Consider the following 17,496-nt stretch of genomic DNA (forward strand, 5'->3'; position numbering starts at 1 on the left):
GCCACTTTTATCTTTGCCCTGATGCACAGCCTGCTGGCCTCAGATCGTTGCAAGCAGTGGTGGTATTGGCATGGATTTTCTCCGAGCCGGTACCGGTTGTTCTATACGCTGCAGTCGGTTTTGTTGACAATACTCTGGGCTGTTTACGTGCATACCCAGCCGGATATGCCGCTCTATCATCTGCACGGGCCGCTCTTTATACTTTTTGTCATTCTGCAGCTTGCCGGAGTGGTGATTGCCGTTAAGGCATTTCGTCCTATCGATACGCTTGTCTTTCTCGGACTGAGAGAGGCAGCAACAGGTGTCGACACATTTGTGGTGACAGGTATTTACCGCTATCTTCGTCATCCGATGTATAGCGGCGCCATGCTGATACTGCTGGCCAGCCCCTGGCAGAGCATGAACACGCTTAACCTGGCGCTGGCCGTCAGTCTCTATTTTATCATCGGCTCCCGTTTTGAAGAGAAACGAATGGTGCGAGCCTATCCCGAATATGCCCGTTACCGGCAGCAGGTACCGGCCTTTATACCTGCCATTCGTATGGGGCAGGCAAAGCCGGCGGATCGTTGACAGTTGTTGGCACATGCAAAAGTACTTCGCGCGGTTTAAACTCTGTATCTGATGGCGACGGAGGGGCAGATCTTCACTACCTCCGTGCGGCCCATGGATGGGTCTTGCTGCGATGTAGTGAATCAAATCGAGCGCTTAAGTGTTTGATTTGTAAGCAAAGGCAAAGGAGCGCCTTTGCGAGCTGATGTTTGCCAAGAGGCAGTAAATCAGCATCTCCATAAGGAGACGGTATGGCGAAACAATGTGTGACCATCGATGGCAATGAGGCAGCGGCGCTGATCGCACACCGCACCAATGAAGTGATTGCCATCTACCCGATTACTCCCTCATCAGCGATGGGTGAGATGTCCGACAGCTGGTCGAATCAGGGGCGCACGAACCTCTGGGGAGCTATTCCTGCGGTCGTTGAGATGCAGAGTGAGGCAGGTGCGGCCGGCACTGTGCATGGCGCATTGCAAACCGGAGCTCTGACTACCACCTTCACCTCATCGCAGGGGCTGCTACTGATGATCCCCAATATGTACAAAATTGCCGGTGAACTGACCAGTACGGTTTTCCATGTCGCCGCCCGCTCCATCGCTGCGCAGGCGCTCTCCATTTTTGCAGATCACTCCGATGTGATGGCTGTGCGTCAGACCGGATTTGCTATGCTCAGTGCCAACTCGGTGCAGGAGGTGATGGATTTTGCCCTGATTGCCCAGTCGGCGACGCTGAAAGGGCGAATTCCGATCGTACATTTTTTTGACGGATTTCGCACTTCACACGAAATCAATGGGGTCAAAGTATTGGGTGATGAGGTCATCAAGGCGATGTTACCCGATGCACTGGTTCGGGCTCATCGCAGCCGGGCGCTCAGCCCGGACAGCCCCTGTGTCCGTGGCAGTAGCCAGAATCCCGATGTCTATTTTCAGGGGCGGGAATCGGTGAATCCATGGTATGAAGCCATGCCGGCGATTGTACAGGATTGTTTCGACAGCTATGCCGGGCTGACCGGACGACAGTACCAGCTGTTCGAATACCATGGTGCCGCCGATGCTGATCGCATCATGATATTGATGGGCTCCGGTGCTGAAGCGGCGGTGGAAACGGTCGATCATCTGCTCCGTAGGGGAGAGAAGGTGGGCGTGTTGAAGGTGCGTCTGTTTCGCCCGTTTTCGGCCACGCACCTGATTGCCGCACTGCCCGTCACTGTTAAAAAGATTGCCGTGCTGGATCGATGCAAGGAGCCGGGCGCTGATGGTGAGCCGCTTTATAAGGATGTGGTCACGGCACTGGCGACCTATGTCGGCAGTGGTGGCGATCGATTTTTCGCCATGCCGCGCATCATCGGGGGGCGCTATGGCCTCTCATCCAAAGAATTTACGCCCGGCATGATCCGGGCCGTGTTTGATGAACTTGGCAAACAGGCGCCGAAAAACCATTTCACCATCGGTATTTATGATGATGTGACTCATAGCAGTCTTGACTGGCAGGAGATGGCGGTTGATGCAGGCCTGAATGTGACGCGCTGCATGTTTTACGGTCTCGGCTCGGACGGAACGGTCTCGGCCAACAAGAATTCGATCAGGATCATCGGTGAAGGTACCGATCTGTTTGCCCAGGGCTATTTCGTCTACGACTCGAAAAAGGCGGGGGCGGTGACAATCTCGCATCTGCGCTTTGGCCCCGAGCTGATTCGCTCCACCTATCTGATCGGTCATGATGAGGCTCACTTTATCGCCTGCCATCAGCCACTGTTTCTTGAGCGTTATGATATGCTGGCCTATGCGGCAAAGGGGGCAGTTTTTCTGCTTAACAGTCCGCACAGTGCCGATCGGATCTGGCACCAGTTGAGTAAAACCATGCAGCAGCAGATCATTGATAAAGCGTTGCAATTTTATGTCATCGATGCCTACAAAGTGGCAGCCGACTCAGGCATGGGGCGACGCATCAATACCGTCATGCAAACCTGCTTTTTTGCCATATCCGGGGTACTGCCAAAAGAGCAGGCGATTGCCAGCATCAAGGCGGCGGTTGAGAAAACCTACGGGCGCAAGGGTGGCAAGATGGTCGAGCGTAATTTTGCCGCCATCGATGCAGCACTGGCTCATCTCTTCCGGGTCACGGTGCCGGAGCAGGTTAGCAGCAATACGGAAATGAAAGCGGCCGTTACTGCAGATGCCCCGGATTTCGTCAGACATGTGACCGGTGAAATGATGGCCGGGCGTGGCAATGCGATACCGGTCAGCCTGATGCCGGCCGATGGCACCTGGCCATCGGGTACGGCAGCATTTGAGAAGCGCAACCTGGCCCTTGAAATTCCGGTCTGGGATCAGGAGCTCTGCATTCATTGTGGTAAATGCCCGTTTGTTTGCCCGCATGCAGCCATTCGTTCCAAGGTGTTTCCGGCCGATGCGGCAGCTGATGCCCCGCCGGGCTTTAAGCATGTGCCGGTGATCGGACGTGAGTTTGAGGCGGGTATGCATATTACTTATCAGGTGGCGCCGGAGGACTGTACCGGTTGCGGCCTCTGTGTGGAGATCTGCCCGGTCAGGGACAAGAGCCATGCCAGCCGCAAGGCATTGAATATGGCACCGCAGCCGCCACTTCGGGAGCAGGAGCGTCATAACTGGGCGTTTTTCCGCAGCCTGGCCGATTATGACCGTGAACAGATCCGTTGGGGTGGCCTGAAGGGGGCGATGCTGGCGCAGCCGTTGTTTGAGTTTTCAGGTGCCTGTGTCGGGTGTGGTGAAACACCCTATATCAAGCTGGCGACCCAGCTTTTCGGTGATCGCATGGTCATTGCCAATGCAACCGGTTGCTCCTCCATTTATGGCGGTAATCTGCCAACGACGCCTTACACCACCAACGCCGAGGGCAGGGGGCCGGCGTGGTCAAACTCACTGTTTGAGGATAATGCGGAATTCGGCCTTGGCTTCCGTCTGGCCATTGATGCCCATCGTGACTATGCGTTGCAACTGCTGCAGACACCCGGGCTGTATATCGATCCGGCACTGATAGCTGCGATCAGGGATGCAGATCAGTCGGACGAGCCGGGTATCCATGAGCAGCGCCAGCGCATTGCGCAGCTGAAAACCCATCTGGCCGGCTGTGATGGAGAGCTGGCACGCAATCTTGAGTCTGTGGCCGATGATCTGGTGAAAAAGAGCGTCTGGATTATCGGTGGTGATGGCTGGGCCTACGATATCGGTTTCGGCGGGCTGGATCATGTCATGGCCAGTGGCCGCAACGTCAATATTCTGGTGCTTGATACCGAGGTCTACTCCAACACCGGCGGGCAGATGTCCAAGTCGACCCCGATGGCTGCGGTAGCGAAATTTGCGGCCGGCGGCAAATCAGTGCCGAAGAAGGATCTGTCGATGATTGCCATGGCCTATAAACATGTCTACGTCGGCCATGTCGCTTTCGGGGCCAAAGATCTGCAAACGCTGAAAACCTTTATCGAGGCGGAGAGCTATGATGGACCTTCACTGATTATCGCCTATAGCCCCTGCATCGCCCATGGTGTTGATCTCTCGCATAACATCCGGCAGCAGGAGCTGGCGGTGGAGAGTGGTCATATCAACCTGCTGCGCTTTGATCCGAGGCGGGCAGCGGCCGGCAAGAATCCATTGCAGCTCGACTCGAAAAAACCTTCCATTCCCTACAAGACCTTTGCCCAAAGCGAAGCCCGTTTTTCAATGCTCTGGCGCACCCACCCGGATGCCGCCGAACGCTTGCTGCAACGGGCGCAGCAGGGGGTATTGGAGCGCTTCCATCATTACGAGCAGCTTGCCTCGCTATCCTATGAAAAAGAGGAGGGAAATGATGATTGACCTCTCTACCGAATACCTGGGGATGGTGCTGAAAAATCCGCTGGTTCCATCGGCCTCCCCGCTGGCCCGTCAACCCGATATGGCCCGGCGGCTGGAAGATGCCGGTGCCGCCGCCATTGTTATGAACTCATTGTTTGAGGAGGAGGTGATTGAGGATGAGGAGCGTCTCGATCATCTGATGCATCATCAGGGGATCGGTCACTTTGAAGCCTCCAGCTACCTGCCGGTGAATGATGGCTACCGTACCCATCTGGAAACGTATCTTGAGCAGCTGGCCGGATTGAAACGATCACTTGAGATTCCGGTGATTGCCAGCCTGAACGGCACCACACCCGGTGGCTGGACGACGCATGCCTGTGAGCTTGAACAGGCCGGAGCCGATGCACTGGAGTTGAATATCTACTTCATGCCATCCGATCTGACCTGCTCATCCGAACAGATCGAGAGCCGCTATATCGATATTCTTACAGCGGTAAAAAAGCAGGTTGCCATTCCTGTGATGATGAAGCTTTCGCCTCAGTTCACCTCCATCGGCCAGCTGGTGAAACGGCTGGAGATAGCCGGGGTCGATGGTGTTTCACTGTTTAACCGTTATTACCTGCCCGATATGGATCTGCAGACACTGGCGGTTACCCCGAGTCTGAAACTCTCGACCTCTGTCGAATCGCGCCTGTCGATGCGGTGGATCGCCATGCTTTACGGGCGGGTGAAGATCACGCTGGCCGCCACCAGTGGTATCCACACGCATGATGACGCCATCAAACTGCTGCTTGCCGGTGCCGATGTGACCCATATGTGTGCGGCACTGCTGCATCACGGTCCTGAATATCTGGGTGAAGTGCTAAATGGAATGATGCAATGGATGGAGGAGAAGGAATACGCATCGGTGGCTCAGCTCAAGGGCAGCGTCAGCCATGCCAGAGCGATTGATCCGGCCGCATTTGAGCGCGCCAACTACATTAAAACCCTCGACAGTTTTCATTCACCGGATGGTGTTTGGCGCTGATGATAAAGGGTAAATTGATCCGCTTACCATATGACTGGCGGGCAATATCATGCACGCGCGCAAATACAGTGGCTGGAAGTATTATCGGAGCCTGGTTGTACGTTTGATTCCTGTTTTTGGCATCATCGTCTAAGCTAAGGCGATTCATTCAGGGAGAGGGGCATTTCATGGATCAACATGAGCAGGTATTTCTGCGCGAGCTGGAAAAGAAGCTGTGGACTGCGGCCAACAAGCTGCTGCCATCGCTCGATGCCTCGCAATACAAGCATGTGGTGCTGGGGCTGGTGTTCCTCAAATATGTATCCGATGCCTTCGATCTGCGCCGCGACGAGATCAATGCCCAGTTGCGCGATGCCGATAGTGATTACTTCCTCGATGCAGCCGATTTCGATACCCCCGACGACTACGATGCAGAGATTGCCGAAGAGCTGGAGCAGCGCGACTACTATGCCGAGGCCAATGTTTTCTGGGTGCCGACAGCGGCGCGCTGGAAGTTCCTGCAGGATAAAAACAAGGTGGTCATCACCGGCGAGCTGGAAGTTCGTGATGGCAACAGCACCAAAAAGATTCGCTCCATCGGCCAGCTGATCGACCATGCGCTGGAAGCGATCGAACACGACAACCCCAAGCTCAAAGGCGTGCTCAATAAAAACTACACCCGCCTGCAGATCGACCAGTCCAAGCTTGGCGAACTCATTGATCTGATCAGTACCGTTCCCTTCACCCATGCCTCGCTCGATGCCAAGGATATCCTCGGCCATGTCTACGAGTATTTCCTCGGCCAGTTCGCGCTCGCCGAAGGCAAGAAGGGCGGCCAGTTCTACACCCCCAAATCGATAGTCTCGCTGATCGTGCAGATGCTGGAGCCGTTCAAGGGCCGCGTGTACGACCCGGCCATGGGCTCCGGCGGCTTCTTCGTGCAGTCCGAGCATTTTATCCGCGAGCATCAGGGTCGCATTGGTGACGTCTCCATCTACGGGCAGGAGATGAATCACACCACCTGGCAGCTGGCGGCGATGAACATGGTGATTCGCGGCATCGACTTCAATTTCGGCAAGGAGCCCGCCAACACATATACGAACGATCAGCATCCCGATCTGCGCGCCGACTATGTGATGGCCAATCCACCATTCAATATGAAGGAGTGGGACACCGGCGTGAGTGAACACGATCCGCGCTGGGTCTACGGCAAGCCGCCGAGCGGCAATGCCAACTTCGCCTGGATGCAGCACATGCTCTATCACCTCGCCCCGAACGGCTCCATGGGCCTGCTGCTCGCCAATGGCTCAATGAGTTCGAACACCTCTGGGGAAGGCGATATTCGCAAAGCCCTGATTGAGCATGATCTGGTGGAGTGCATGGTGGCACTCCCCGGTCAGCTCTTCACCAACACCCAGATTCCTGCCTGTATCTGGTTCCTGACGAAGAACAAAAAGGCGCGCACCTCCGCCAGTGGCCGGAACTTACGCGACCGCTCCGGTGAAGTACTCTTCATCGATGCCCGCAACCTCGGCTACATGAAAGATCGCGTGCTGCGCGATTTCACGCAGGAAGACCTGGACAAAGTCACCGACACATTCCACAACTGGCAATCCTTTTTCCCTCTCCCCATGGGAGAGGGTCGGGGTGAGGGTGAGAACCCGCAAAAGAAACTTCCTGAATATCTGCTTAACAACGCCAGAGATTTGAGAAGAAACCAGACCAGCGCCGAAGCGCTGCTCTGGAGCCTGTTACGCAATCGTCAAATCGAAAATTGCAAGTTCCGGCGGCAACATCCAGTAGATCCATACATTCTGGATTTCTTTTGTAATGAGGAACAGTTGGCCATTGAGCTTGACGGCGGGCAGCACAATACCGAAGCAGCCATGGCGAAGGACAATCAGCGAACAGATTTTCTGGAATCGAAAGGCATCAAAGTGCTGCGGTTCTGGAACAATGATGTTCTACAGAATACCGAGTCTGTTTTGCAGCAGATTTATGATGCCCTCACCCCAGCCCTCTCCCAGAGGGCGAGGGGGCTCAAAAGTCCTCTCCCTCTGGGAGAGGATTCAGGTGAGGGTTATCAGGACATTCCCGGCTTCTGTAAATCCGCCAAACTCGATGAGATCAAAAAGCACGACTATGTGCTCACGCCCGGACGCTACGTCGGTGCTGCCGATGCCGAAGAGGACTCAGAACCCTTCGGCGAAAAGATGCAGCGCCTTACTGCCGCCTTAAGCGAACAGTTCGCCGAAAGCGACCGACTGGAAGCTGAGATCAAAAAGAATCTGGCAGGGCTCGGGTATGGGATATAAGTACCAACTGCCTAATGGGTGGATAGTTGCTACCGCACAAGATTATTGCACCAAAGTTGCAGATGGGACGCATGACTCACCTAAACGAATAGAAGATGGAAAACCTCTTGTGACATCCAAGCACATAGTTGGAGGACGACTAGACCTATCAAATGCATACCATATCTCCATTGAAGACTTCGATGAGGTAAATCGAAGAAGCAAGGTGGATCGATATGATGTGTTGTTATCCATGATCGGAACCGTAGGACAACCTTGTCTTATAGAAGATGAACCTGATTTTGCGATCAAAAATGTTGGTCTACTAAAAAACAATAATCCGTATAAAGCAAAGTGGTTGTACTTTTACCTTTCCTCTCCTCAAGCACAGGTTCAAATCAAGGAAAGATTAAGAGGGACAACTCAGCAATATCTCTCTTTGGGCGAGATTAGAAAATTCCCTGTCCCGTACCCTGAGAATGAGGACGAGCTTAAACAGCTTGTGGATTGTCTTTCATCCTTGCACGACAAAATCGAACTCAACCGGCAGATCAACCGGACGCTGGAAGAGATGGCGCAGGCGATATTCAAATCGTGGTTTGTCGATTTCGATCCGGTGAAGGCCAAAATGATTATTCGGGAGAAGGGAGGCAGTGAGAAGGCGCAAGCCTTTGCTGCTCAGGCATTCATTGCGGGAAATGTAACACTCGAAGCGTTGGAGAGCATGGAAGCTGGATATTCGGGCTGGGAAGAAATGCTTCATCCTCTTGTGGTCAAAAACTTTGAACCCATGGGGCTGGATCAATGGGAACCTGAGCAACTCGCCGCCACCGCCGCACTCTTCCCCTCAACCCTCACCGGTTCCCCCCTCGGCCCCATTCCGGAGGGCTGGGAAATAAAGTCTATCGCTTCATGGGGTAAGGTGGTCTGCGGAAAAACTCCATCTAAGAAACACGAAGAATATTACGGTGGAAATATTCCATTTATAAAAATACCGGATATGCATGGGAATATGTTTGTTACTAAATCAACAGATTCCCTCACTAAGGCAGGTGGGCAGACTCAATTCAATAAGAGATTACCCAAAGGGGCTGTTTGCGTAAGTTGTATTGCAACGGTTGGCCAAGTTGTGATTACGCATGAAGAAAGTTTTACCAATCAACAGATCAACAGCATTGTACCAGAGCACTCTTCTGCTACACCGTATCTGTATTTTCTGATGCTTGAAAAGCGGGATTTTCTGCATGACTTGGCTAGCGGTGGCAGCGCAACACTTAATCTCAACACAGGAAACTTTTCTAAGATCGAAATCATATCTCCTGACGAAGCGTTACTAGAGGCATACTCAGAATGTGTGAGTCCGTTTATAGACAAGATTCTTGGAAACCTTAAAGAGAATGAGTGCCTATCCGAAATGCGAGACGGATTGCTCCCTAAACTCCTTTCCGGGGAAATATCTGTCGACGCTGCCGAAGCAGAGCTTGAGGAGGCCGCATGAGTAAGAAAGCAAAGCCCAGCTTAATTCTTGAGCTTGGTGAGAAAGGTGGAACTTTAGAGTTTCATACTCCTGATGAAGTGGTTACATGGCTAACTGAGGAAACGGCCAAGTGGCAGTGGTTGAGTTCAATTCCCGAATCTAGAAACGGGCCCGCAGCATTTAATCAGATTCATGGTCAGATTAACCCGATACTTCAACAGTGGCGTCAGGCTGTCGACGACTCAAATGCTTCTTTAGCACCAATTGCTTCAATTAAATCCTCGGTTGAATCCCGTATTAATTCTCAAGGCTTTTGGCTTAGTTCATCTGAGATCGGAGCTTTTCTCCTTAAGTTGAGTGGTGAGTCATCTCCTACAGCTGCTGCTGGTGCATATATTGCATTAGGTGGCACATATACCCCTCAAAACCAACCGCAACACCCTCAGTTTATCGAGGGGGTTCTTCAGGCGTTTCTATTCCGCAATGAAATCGAATGGACTGCGACTACTCATCGAGAAGCGCTTGAAAACCTCAAACGGCAGTACTCCGGAAATATATCTGTCCAAAAGAAGAACGCAGAACAACTTGCTGAAACGAATCAGGTTCTTAACGCGCATTTCTCTAAGGAGTTGAAAGAGCAGAAAGCCAAGCTTGATACTCTGCATGAAGAACAGACCAAAACGTTTTCCGATTTGATTGCAGAGCACGAAAAGAACCTGAAAGCCATTGAAGATGCTTATGATCAGAAGCTGGCACTTCGAAAACCAGTAGAATATTGGGATTCGCGGCGGGTGGGGCACAACTGGAAAGCGCTGATCTACGCCATCATTTCCTTGGTTGTTGGTTGGTTTTTATTCGATGGTTTAGGTGGGGCCGCCCATGACCTGTTCTTAAATCTAAAACCCGAGGAACAGCCGAAGATGTGGCAAGTAGGCGTGTTTGCTGTGGCTGCTTTTTTTGCGATCTGGCTTGAAAGAATTCTTGTTCGCCTGTTTGTCAGCAATATGCATCTCGCCACCGATGCCGCTGAGCGAGTGACCATGTTGCAAACTTACCTTTCCATCATTCGTGAAGGTTCCGAGTTCGCTCCCGATGACAAAAAGTTGATCCTTGAGCGTCTATTTAAGCCAGCAACAGATGGCATGGTAAAAGATGATGGTGCTCCGCCTACTTTGGTGGAGCTTTTAAGTAGGAAATAAATGATATTAAGTGGAAAATCATGGAGCTAGATACTAACAACTTATTCAATGGTGTTATTGGCAACTTAATAGCAGCTGCAATTCTTGCGGTGCTAACCAAGGTTTGGTTTCATCGAAGGAAATTGGCTCTTCCATTTGGGACAGTAGCTATTGCTTTTTTTATCGTATGGGGAGTCGTTTCTGGAGTTCAATTTGCAGTAGACCGATTAAATAGTTCTGAAGAGCTAAGTGAGCTGCAGCTTCAAATAGATGAGTATACCCAAAAGAAGTTTCCAAATGAGTTTCAGTATGGGTGGCGGATTACAGTAGAGTCTATTAAACCCGAAGCTTTGTTAGCTCTCTATTGGCCCCAAAGTGAGGCAGTGCACCCTGGCCCTCACCCTTTTGATAATCCATTTGTGATTGAGGAAGTTGAGAAGATACTAAAAGGCAAAGGCATTCCTGGGCCATTTAGATGGGGGCTTCTGTTGCATACGATTTCCAGGGATGAATATCTAAAACTGGGGGGCCAAGGTGATTGAACTTCGGAGGAATATTTAGGGGAATGTGGTGCCTGGTCTTGAATTGTGCATGGGGAGGCATGTTTGAACATTGAACAGCAGTTATTCGATCTGGAAGGCAAGGAGTAAAGCATGGCAAACAAAAAAGTGACCGGACCAAAGGCGGCGAGCAGTGCAGCCAAAACGCTGACCAGCAAAGCAACCGGCTCGAAGTCTAAAACGGCGGCTGCCAGTGCACTTTCACAAACCAATGCGCCGAAGAAGCAGACCTCTGCGAAGGCCGCGACTGCCGCGTCTAAAACCTTGAGTGATGGCCGAACCAGCAAAGCGTCCAAATCCGCAGCGGGAAGTGCGCTTGCCCAGAAATCAGGAGCGAAGAAAAAGTGAGCGGTAAGCCGTGGAAGTCGTTCAAGGAGCAGCTGGCGATTCTGAAAGGTCGCGGGTTGATGGTCGATGACGACGCCAAGGCGCTCAATTACCTGGAGCGGCTCGGCTATTACCGCCTCAGTGGCTATCTCTACCCATTCCGGGATTTTGAAATCATCAAGGATGAAAACGGGAATCTTGCCACCAAGCGCGTAGAAAACTTTATGGACTGCGCACACTTCGAGGATGCCGTTCACCTCTATGTTTGGGACAAGAAGCTGCGACTATTGGCTCTGGATGCGCTGGAACGTATCGAGATGTCAGTGCGTGTGGATGTGGCGCACCTTCTGGGCGAGCGGGATATTCATGCACATGAGAAACCAGAAATTTTCTATACCGATTTTGTATCCGCTGTTCGCACGAGCGGAAAGACAGGTCATCAGGAGTGGCTGGACTCTTTCCAGAAGAACCTCAACCGCTCCAGGCAGGTTGAGTTTGTGAAACACTATCTGGATAAGTACGGAAAGCTTCCGATCTGGGTTTCAACCGAGATTTGGGATTTCGGCATGCTCTCCAAGCTGTTCGGCGGCATGGTGCGAGCGGATCAGGATGTGATTGCTGCCAAGTATGGAGCTGCGAATGGAGCGGAATTGGCAGGGTGGCTCAGAGGACTGACCTTTGTACGCAATGTATCGGCGCATCATAGCCGGTTGTGGAATGCCAACATGCTCGAATACGTTCGCCCCATGCAGGGCAAGAACTGGGATAAGCTCAAACCGGAACGCGCTTTCTTCTATTTCTGCATCATGCAGAAGCTAATGAAAAACATTTGCCCCAACTCAACGTGGGCGGTTCGATTCGAAGGCTTGTTGCAGGATTTCCCAATCCTGCATTGCAAGGCGGTGACACCATACGACATGGGCCTGATCGATGATTGGCAAAGCTGGGATTTGTGGGGGCTGAAATGAAAACTGGCGCCAACACACAAGGTGCCGCGCCAGCCATATTGCGGCGAAACATACGCTTATTGACGCTGTCGTCAATTGCCGGATCCAGCCTTCAACTGTCGGTGCCTGGTCTTGAATCGCGCATGGGAGAGATGAAATGACACAATCTGAGATTCTCATTTACCGGAACCCTGACGGGAAAATCAGGCTGGATGTGCGGCTGGAGGATGAAACAGTCTGGCTGACGCAGAATCATATGGCTGAACTGTTCGGGAAAAGCAAAAAGACCATTTCTGAGCATATCGCCAATATTTTTTCTGAAGGCGAACTGGATGAGCAACTGGTTGTCCGGAAATTCCGGACAACCACTCGCCATGGTGCGATGGCGGATAAAACTCAGTCCAGAGACGTTCAATTTTATAATCTGGATGTGATTATCTCCGTGGGTTACCGCGTGAAATCGCAGCAGGGCACGCAGTTCCGCATCTGGGCGACCCAGCGGCTGAAGGAGTATATCGTCAAAGGCTTTGCGTTGAATGATGAGCGATTCAAGAGCGGCCAGTCGATGAACTACTTTTCCGAACTCCAGGGACGCATCCGGGAGATTCGACTCTCCGAACGCTTCTTTTATCAGAAGATCAAGGACATCTACACCACCAGTATCGATTACGATCCGAAAGACGAGAAGACAGTCGAGTTTTTCAAGGTGATACAAAATAAGTTGTTGTGGGCAATCAGCGAGCAGACAGCTGCGGAGCTGGTGTATCGCCGGGTGGACGCGGCATTGCCGCTAATGGGGATGCAGTCGCTGGATAAAAAAGGTGATCTGCCGGTTCGTAAAAGTGATGTCAGCGTGGCCAAGAACTATCTCAGAGAAGATGAAATCAAGTTGTTGGGTTTACTTGTGGAGCAATATCTCGCCTTTGCCGAAACCATGGCTCAGCAGCGAACCCCCATGTACATGAAAGACTGGATTGCCCGGCTGGATGCAATCATTCAACTCAACGGACGGGAGCTGTTGACTCACGCTGGTAAAATCAGCCATCAAATGGCGCTGGAAAGATCGGCAGATGAGTATGAGAAATACAGGGAACAGAAGCGGCTTCTACAGCATGAAGAGAGCCTGAAAGAGCTGGAGCAGGATATCAAACAGTTGAATTCTTTATCGAACAAGGACAAGCAATGATCAGCGAAGATCAGCTCGAACAACTCTGTCTCGAATGGTTCCAGTCCATCGGTTACGACTATGCCTGTGGTTATGACATTGCTCCCGATGGAGATAGCCCGGAGCGCAGCGACTATCGCCAGATCGCTTTGTTCGGGCGCTTGCTGGAGCGATTGAAGGTCATTAACCCGCATATCCCCACGTCGGTGCTGGAGCAGGTGAGTCATCAGGTCGCCAAGCCGGAAACGCCGGTGCTGATTAAGAACAATAAGGTATTCCATCGCCAGCTTTTGGAGGGGGTGAAGGTCGAATACATACCCTCACCCCAACCCTCTCCCGGCGGGCGAGGGGGCGGCTTTCCCTCTCCCTATGGGAGAGGGATTGAGGGTGAGGGCGAAAAGAAACACGACTATGTGCAGCTGATTGACTTCACCAATCCGGCCAACAACCAGTTTCTGGTGGTGAATCAGTACACGATTACCGGAGCCAAAGGCAATCGCCGGCCGGATGTGATCGTCTTTATCAACGGCTTGCCACTGGCTGTATTGGAGCTGAAAAATCCCGCCGATTCCAATGCCGATATCTGGCAAGCCTACCAGCAGCTGCAAACCTACAAGGATGAGATTCCCGATCTCTTCACCTTCAATGAGGCATTGGTGGTCAGTGATGGACTAAGCGCCAGGGTGGGATCGCTCACGGCCAACAAGGAGCGTTTTCTGCCGTGGCGCACCATCGCCAATGAAGATGACAAGCCGCTGTTTGAATACCGGCTGGAAACGTTGGTGAAGGGCTTCTTTAATCCGGAGCTGTTCCTCGATTACATCCATCACTTTGTGTTGTTTGAAAACGATGGGGACAGTGTCATCAAGAAGATCGCCGGCTACCATCAGTTCCACGCTGTGCGCGAAGCGGTGAAGGCAACGGTGATTGCCTCGCAGCGGGCCGGGGGTGAGGCGCGGGAGCCGCGCGCGAGCTACGGCTCGGAAGTGGTGCCTGGTTCGGGTAAAGCGGGCGTGGTCTGGCATACGCAAGGCTCGGGCAAGTCGATCTCGATGGTCTGCTATGCCGGCAAGCTGCTGGCACAGCCGGAGATGAATAATCCGACCATCGTGGTAGTGACCGATCGCAACGATCTCGACGGGCAGTTGTTCAATACCTTTTCGATGGCTTCGGAAACCCTGAAACAGACACCGGTACAGGCAGTCGATCGCGATGATCTGCGGGATATTCTCGCCTCGCGTCAGGCTGGTGGGATCATCTTTACTACGGTGCAGAAGTTCGCGCTGCTGGGTGATGAAGCTACACATCCGGTACTAAGTCAGCGCCATAATATCGTGGTGGTCTCGGATGAGGCGCATCGCAGCCAGTACGGAGACAAAGCCCGTCTTGTTGATGTGAAAGACAAAGCGGGCAATGTCATCGATAAGAAATACACCTTCGGCTATTCCAAACACATGCGTGATGCTTTGCCGCAGGCATCGTTTATCGGGTTCACCGGTACACCGATTGCCATGGAGGATAAGGATACCCGTGCCGTATTCGGCGATTATGTCTCGATCTACGATATTCAGGATGCGGTGGACGATGGCGCGACCGTGCCGATCTATTACGAATCGCGGCTGGCCAGGCTCGATATCAAAGCGGATGAGATCGAAGCCCTGAACGATGAGGTCGAAGAGGTCATCGAGGATGAAGAGGATCTCTCCGTTCGCGAGCAGACCAAGTCGAAATGGGCGGCACTGGAGAAGCTGGTTGGTAGTGGTCCGCGCATGCAGGAAGTGAGTGAGGATCTGGTCATTCACTTTGAGACGCGCATCGCCAGCGAACCGGGCAAGGCGATGATCGTCTGCATGAGCCGCGATATATGTGTGGATATGTATAATGCCATCGTGGCGTTGCGCCCTGAGTGGCACAGTGATGATCCTGCCAAGGGTGCGATCAAGGTCGTTATGACCGGCTCGGCCTCCGATAAAGCCAGGCTGCAACCTCATATCTACAACAAAGAGACTAAAAAACTGTTCGAGAAACGATTCAAGGATGTAAATGATTCGCTGCAACTGGTGATCGTGCGCGATATGTGGCTGACCGGGTTCGATGCGCCGAACTGTCATACCATGTATGTCGATAAACCGATGAAGGGACATAACCTGATGCAGGCCATTGCCCGCGTGAATCGGGTATTCAGGGATAAGCCGGGCGGACTGGTGGTGGACTACATCGGCATTGCCAATGAACTCAAACACGCACTGAAAATCTATACCGATGCCAAAGGGCGGGGGACGCCGACACTGGATGTACACGAGGCCTTTGCCATTCTGCTGGAGAAACTCGATATTGTACGCGGCATGCTGCACGGCTTCGATTACAGTGCTTATGAGACCGAAGCATTGAGATTATTGCCGGGAGCGATGAATCACATTCTGGCTCTCGAGGATGGCAAGAAGCGCTTCCTTGATGTGATGGCGGCGATCAGCAAGGCCTACACACTCTCCGGTACACTCGGTGAAGCGGAAGCCTTGAAGAAGGAGATTGCTTTCCTGTCGGCGGTGAAAGCAGCTGTGGTGAAGTTTACCACCATTGATAAGCGGCGCAGTGACGAAGAGATGCATTCGGCACTCAAGCAAATTATCGATAACGCGATTGTGGCTGATGGTGTGGCGGATGTGTTTGATCTGGTCGGGCTCGATAAGCCGAATATCGGCCTGCTATCGGACGAGTTCCTCGAAGATGTGAAACATTTGCCACAAAAGAATCTGGCAGTGGAGCTACTGGAGAAGCTGCTGCGCGATGAAATCAAGGCGCGCATGAAAACCGATATTGTTCTGGAAAAGAAATACTCCGATCGCATCATGGAAACGTTGCGTAAATATCACAATCGCGCCATTGAGACCGCACAGGTAATCGAAGAGCTGATCAGGATGGCCAAAGAGATGGAAGCGGATGCTGATGCCGCAGATAAGTTAGGGCTGAATGCAGATGAAATCGCATTTTATCGGGCACTGGTTCAGAACGAGTCAGCAGTGCGCGAGTTGGGCGATGATAATCTTCGTGAGCTGGCCAGGCATGTCACCGAACAGCTGCGCAAGAGTACGACCGTAGACTGGCAGGTACGAGATTCTGTGCGCGCGAAATTGCGTAATCTGGTCCGCAGGGCACTGCGCAAGTGGAAGTACCCGCCGGATGGCCAGCAGGAGGCAATCGATCTGGTACTCAAGCAGGCAGAGGCTCTTTCCGAACGCTGGAGTGCAAGCAGGTAGTTTTTAGATCGAGTCCTGACCGGGTTGAACGACAGGACGAAGTGATATCGATGGCAGGTAATGTGATCTGGCTCATTGGAGAGGAGCTGCCGGCTGACAGATTTGCACGCATGATGACTGTTGCTCCGCTATTGCTGGATTATCATACGCCCGTGATGACAGCTGCCACCCGATCCGCCAGGTCCAGCCGATTTCGGTTGAAATATCTCCTGATCGCCATGCTGGTACTGGTGATCAGCTGGCACCTATGGGCGTTTATGCAGGTGCTTTCATGGCGTCATGATACGCCAGCAATGAGTGCGTTTATGCTGCAGGACCTGCAAAACCGGCAGCTCAGCAATCCGAATGCGGATCTGTCTCAGCATGTGGTTGCATATGATCATATTTCACCTCGCCTGAAACGGGCCGTGATTGCAGCTGAAGATGCCTCATTCGTGCAGCATCATGGATTTGATCTGGATGGTATCCAGCTGGCTCTGGAAAAAAATCTGAAGGCAGGGCGAATCAGGGCCGGGGGCTCCACGATTACCCAGCAGCTGGCCAAGAATCTGTTCCTGTCCGGAGAACGCAGCCTGTGGCGCAAGGTTGAGGAGAGTGTGTTTACCGTCATGCTTGAGGCGACACTGTCCAAACAGCGCATCCTTGAGCTCTATCTGAATTATGCCGAATGGGGGAATGGCATCTATGGGGCGGAGGCGGCGGCTCGTCATTATTATGGAATTCCGGCCTCCATGCTCTCCGTCCGGCAGGCGGCAAGGCTTGCTGCCATATTGCCAAACCCTCGCTATTACGACGGACATCATACCAGGTGGATTGCCAGACGAACCCATACCATTGCTCGCTATATGCCGATGGTTCTTATCCCCTGATCATAGGCTGAAGTGCTGGATGGAGGGGAATTGCCGGTGCATTTTTATGAGG

At 52.5% G+C, this 17,496-nt stretch carries 11 protein-coding genes and 2 pseudogenes; all 13 read left to right on the top strand.

The annotated features are described in order from the left end of the window. Window positions 1–21: 21 nt before the first annotated feature. The 13 genes and pseudogenes from FEF65_RS11125 to mtgA all read left to right on the top strand — a co-directional run bounded on the left by FEF65_RS11125 (window position 22) and on the right by mtgA (window position 17,444). Entirely contained in the window at window positions 22–570 is a 549-nt protein-coding gene (locus tag FEF65_RS11125) for a methyltransferase family protein (protein WP_238701369.1), read from the top strand. Window positions 571–800: 230 nt separating this feature from the next. Continuing rightward, on the top strand, window positions 801–4,385 hold the full coding sequence (nifJ, locus tag FEF65_RS11130; protein ID WP_138239896.1) for a pyruvate:ferredoxin (flavodoxin) oxidoreductase: 3,585 nt from the start codon (window positions 801–803) through the stop codon (window positions 4,383–4,385). Continuing rightward, window positions 4,378–5,391, top strand: coding sequence for a dihydroorotate dehydrogenase-like protein (locus FEF65_RS11135; RefSeq protein ID WP_138239897.1), 1,014 nt, complete (start codon window positions 4,378–4,380; stop codon window positions 5,389–5,391). The genes nifJ and FEF65_RS11135 overlap by 8 nt, the downstream gene beginning before the upstream one ends. A gap of 167 nt (window positions 5,392–5,558) precedes the next feature. Next, the gene (locus FEF65_RS11140; RefSeq protein WP_161595234.1) at window positions 5,559–7,685 is read left to right on the top strand and encodes an N-6 DNA methylase; all 2,127 of its coding nucleotides are present in this window, start codon (window positions 5,559–5,561) and stop codon (window positions 7,683–7,685) included. Beyond that, a complete protein-coding gene (locus FEF65_RS11150; protein ID WP_138239898.1) occupies window positions 7,675–9,162 on the top strand; it encodes a restriction endonuclease subunit S in 1,488 nt (495 codons plus the stop codon). The genes FEF65_RS11140 and FEF65_RS11150 overlap by 11 nt, the downstream gene beginning before the upstream one ends. After that, window positions 9,159–10,340: a DUF6161 domain-containing protein gene (locus FEF65_RS11155; protein ID WP_138239899.1), complete on the top strand. Its 1,182-nt coding sequence runs from the start codon at window positions 9,159–9,161 to the stop codon at window positions 10,338–10,340. Before FEF65_RS11150 ends, FEF65_RS11155 begins: the two co-directional genes overlap by 4 nt. A gap of 20 nt (window positions 10,341–10,360) precedes the next feature. After that, window positions 10,361–10,861, top strand: coding sequence for a hypothetical protein (locus FEF65_RS11160; protein ID WP_138239900.1), 501 nt, complete (start codon window positions 10,361–10,363; stop codon window positions 10,859–10,861). Between the two features lie 111 nt (window positions 10,862–10,972). Further along, window positions 10,973–11,227: a hypothetical protein gene (locus tag FEF65_RS11165; protein WP_138239901.1), complete on the top strand. Its 255-nt coding sequence runs from the start codon at window positions 10,973–10,975 to the stop codon at window positions 11,225–11,227. Between the two features lie 59 nt (window positions 11,228–11,286). Further along, on the top strand, window positions 11,287–12,174 hold the full coding sequence (locus FEF65_RS11170; protein ID WP_138239902.1) for an Abi family protein: 888 nt from the start codon (window positions 11,287–11,289) through the stop codon (window positions 12,172–12,174). Between the two features lie 136 nt (window positions 12,175–12,310). Further along, entirely contained in the window at window positions 12,311–13,339 is a 1,029-nt protein-coding gene (locus FEF65_RS11175) for a virulence RhuM family protein (protein ID WP_138239903.1), read from the top strand. Next, window positions 13,336–15,528 (top strand): annotated as a pseudogene (locus FEF65_RS11180) (type I restriction endonuclease subunit R); the annotation flags it as partial. The gene FEF65_RS11175 and the pseudogene FEF65_RS11180, both read left to right, overlap by 4 nt. 69 nt (window positions 15,529–15,597) lie before the next feature. Continuing rightward, window positions 15,598–16,575, top strand: a pseudogene (locus tag FEF65_RS13820) (DUF3387 domain-containing protein); the annotation flags it as partial. A gap of 155 nt (window positions 16,576–16,730) precedes the next feature. After that, window positions 16,731–17,444: a monofunctional biosynthetic peptidoglycan transglycosylase gene (mtgA, locus tag FEF65_RS11185; protein ID WP_138239956.1), complete on the top strand. Its 714-nt coding sequence runs from the start codon at window positions 16,731–16,733 to the stop codon at window positions 17,442–17,444. The last annotated feature ends 52 nt before the right edge of the window (window positions 17,445–17,496 follow it).

Origin of the sequence: Mariprofundus erugo (assembly GCF_005818865.1) — a bacterium.
Classification (GTDB): domain Bacteria; phylum Pseudomonadota; class Zetaproteobacteria; order Mariprofundales; family Mariprofundaceae; genus Mariprofundus; species Mariprofundus erugo.

Bases quoted from the DNA above. Each gene is read 5' to 3' on its own strand.
- FEF65_RS11175 (WP_138239903.1), top strand. From the start codon at position 12,311: ATGACACAATCTGAGATTCTCATTTACCGGAACCCTGACGGGAAAATC.
- FEF65_RS11135 (WP_138239897.1), top strand. From the start codon at position 4,378: ATGATTGACCTCTCTACCGAATACCTGGGGATGGTGCTGAAAAATCCG.
- nifJ (WP_138239896.1), top strand. From the start codon at position 801: ATGGCGAAACAATGTGTGACCATCGATGGCAATGAGGCAGCGGCGCTG.
- FEF65_RS11140 (WP_161595234.1), top strand. From the start codon at position 5,559: ATGGATCAACATGAGCAGGTATTTCTGCGCGAGCTGGAAAAGAAGCTG.
- FEF65_RS11170 (WP_138239902.1), top strand. From the start codon at position 11,287: ATGGTCGATGACGACGCCAAGGCGCTCAATTACCTGGAGCGGCTCGGC.
- mtgA (WP_138239956.1), top strand. From the start codon at position 16,731: ATGACAGCTGCCACCCGATCCGCCAGGTCCAGCCGATTTCGGTTGAAA.
- FEF65_RS11150 (WP_138239898.1), top strand. From the start codon at position 7,675: ATGGGATATAAGTACCAACTGCCTAATGGGTGGATAGTTGCTACCGCA.
- FEF65_RS11165 (WP_138239901.1), top strand. From the start codon at position 10,973: ATGGCAAACAAAAAAGTGACCGGACCAAAGGCGGCGAGCAGTGCAGCC.
- FEF65_RS11155 (WP_138239899.1), top strand. From the start codon at position 9,159: ATGAGTAAGAAAGCAAAGCCCAGCTTAATTCTTGAGCTTGGTGAGAAA.
- FEF65_RS11125 (WP_238701369.1), top strand. From the start codon at position 22: ATGCACAGCCTGCTGGCCTCAGATCGTTGCAAGCAGTGGTGGTATTGG.
- FEF65_RS11160 (WP_138239900.1), top strand. From the start codon at position 10,361: ATGGAGCTAGATACTAACAACTTATTCAATGGTGTTATTGGCAACTTA.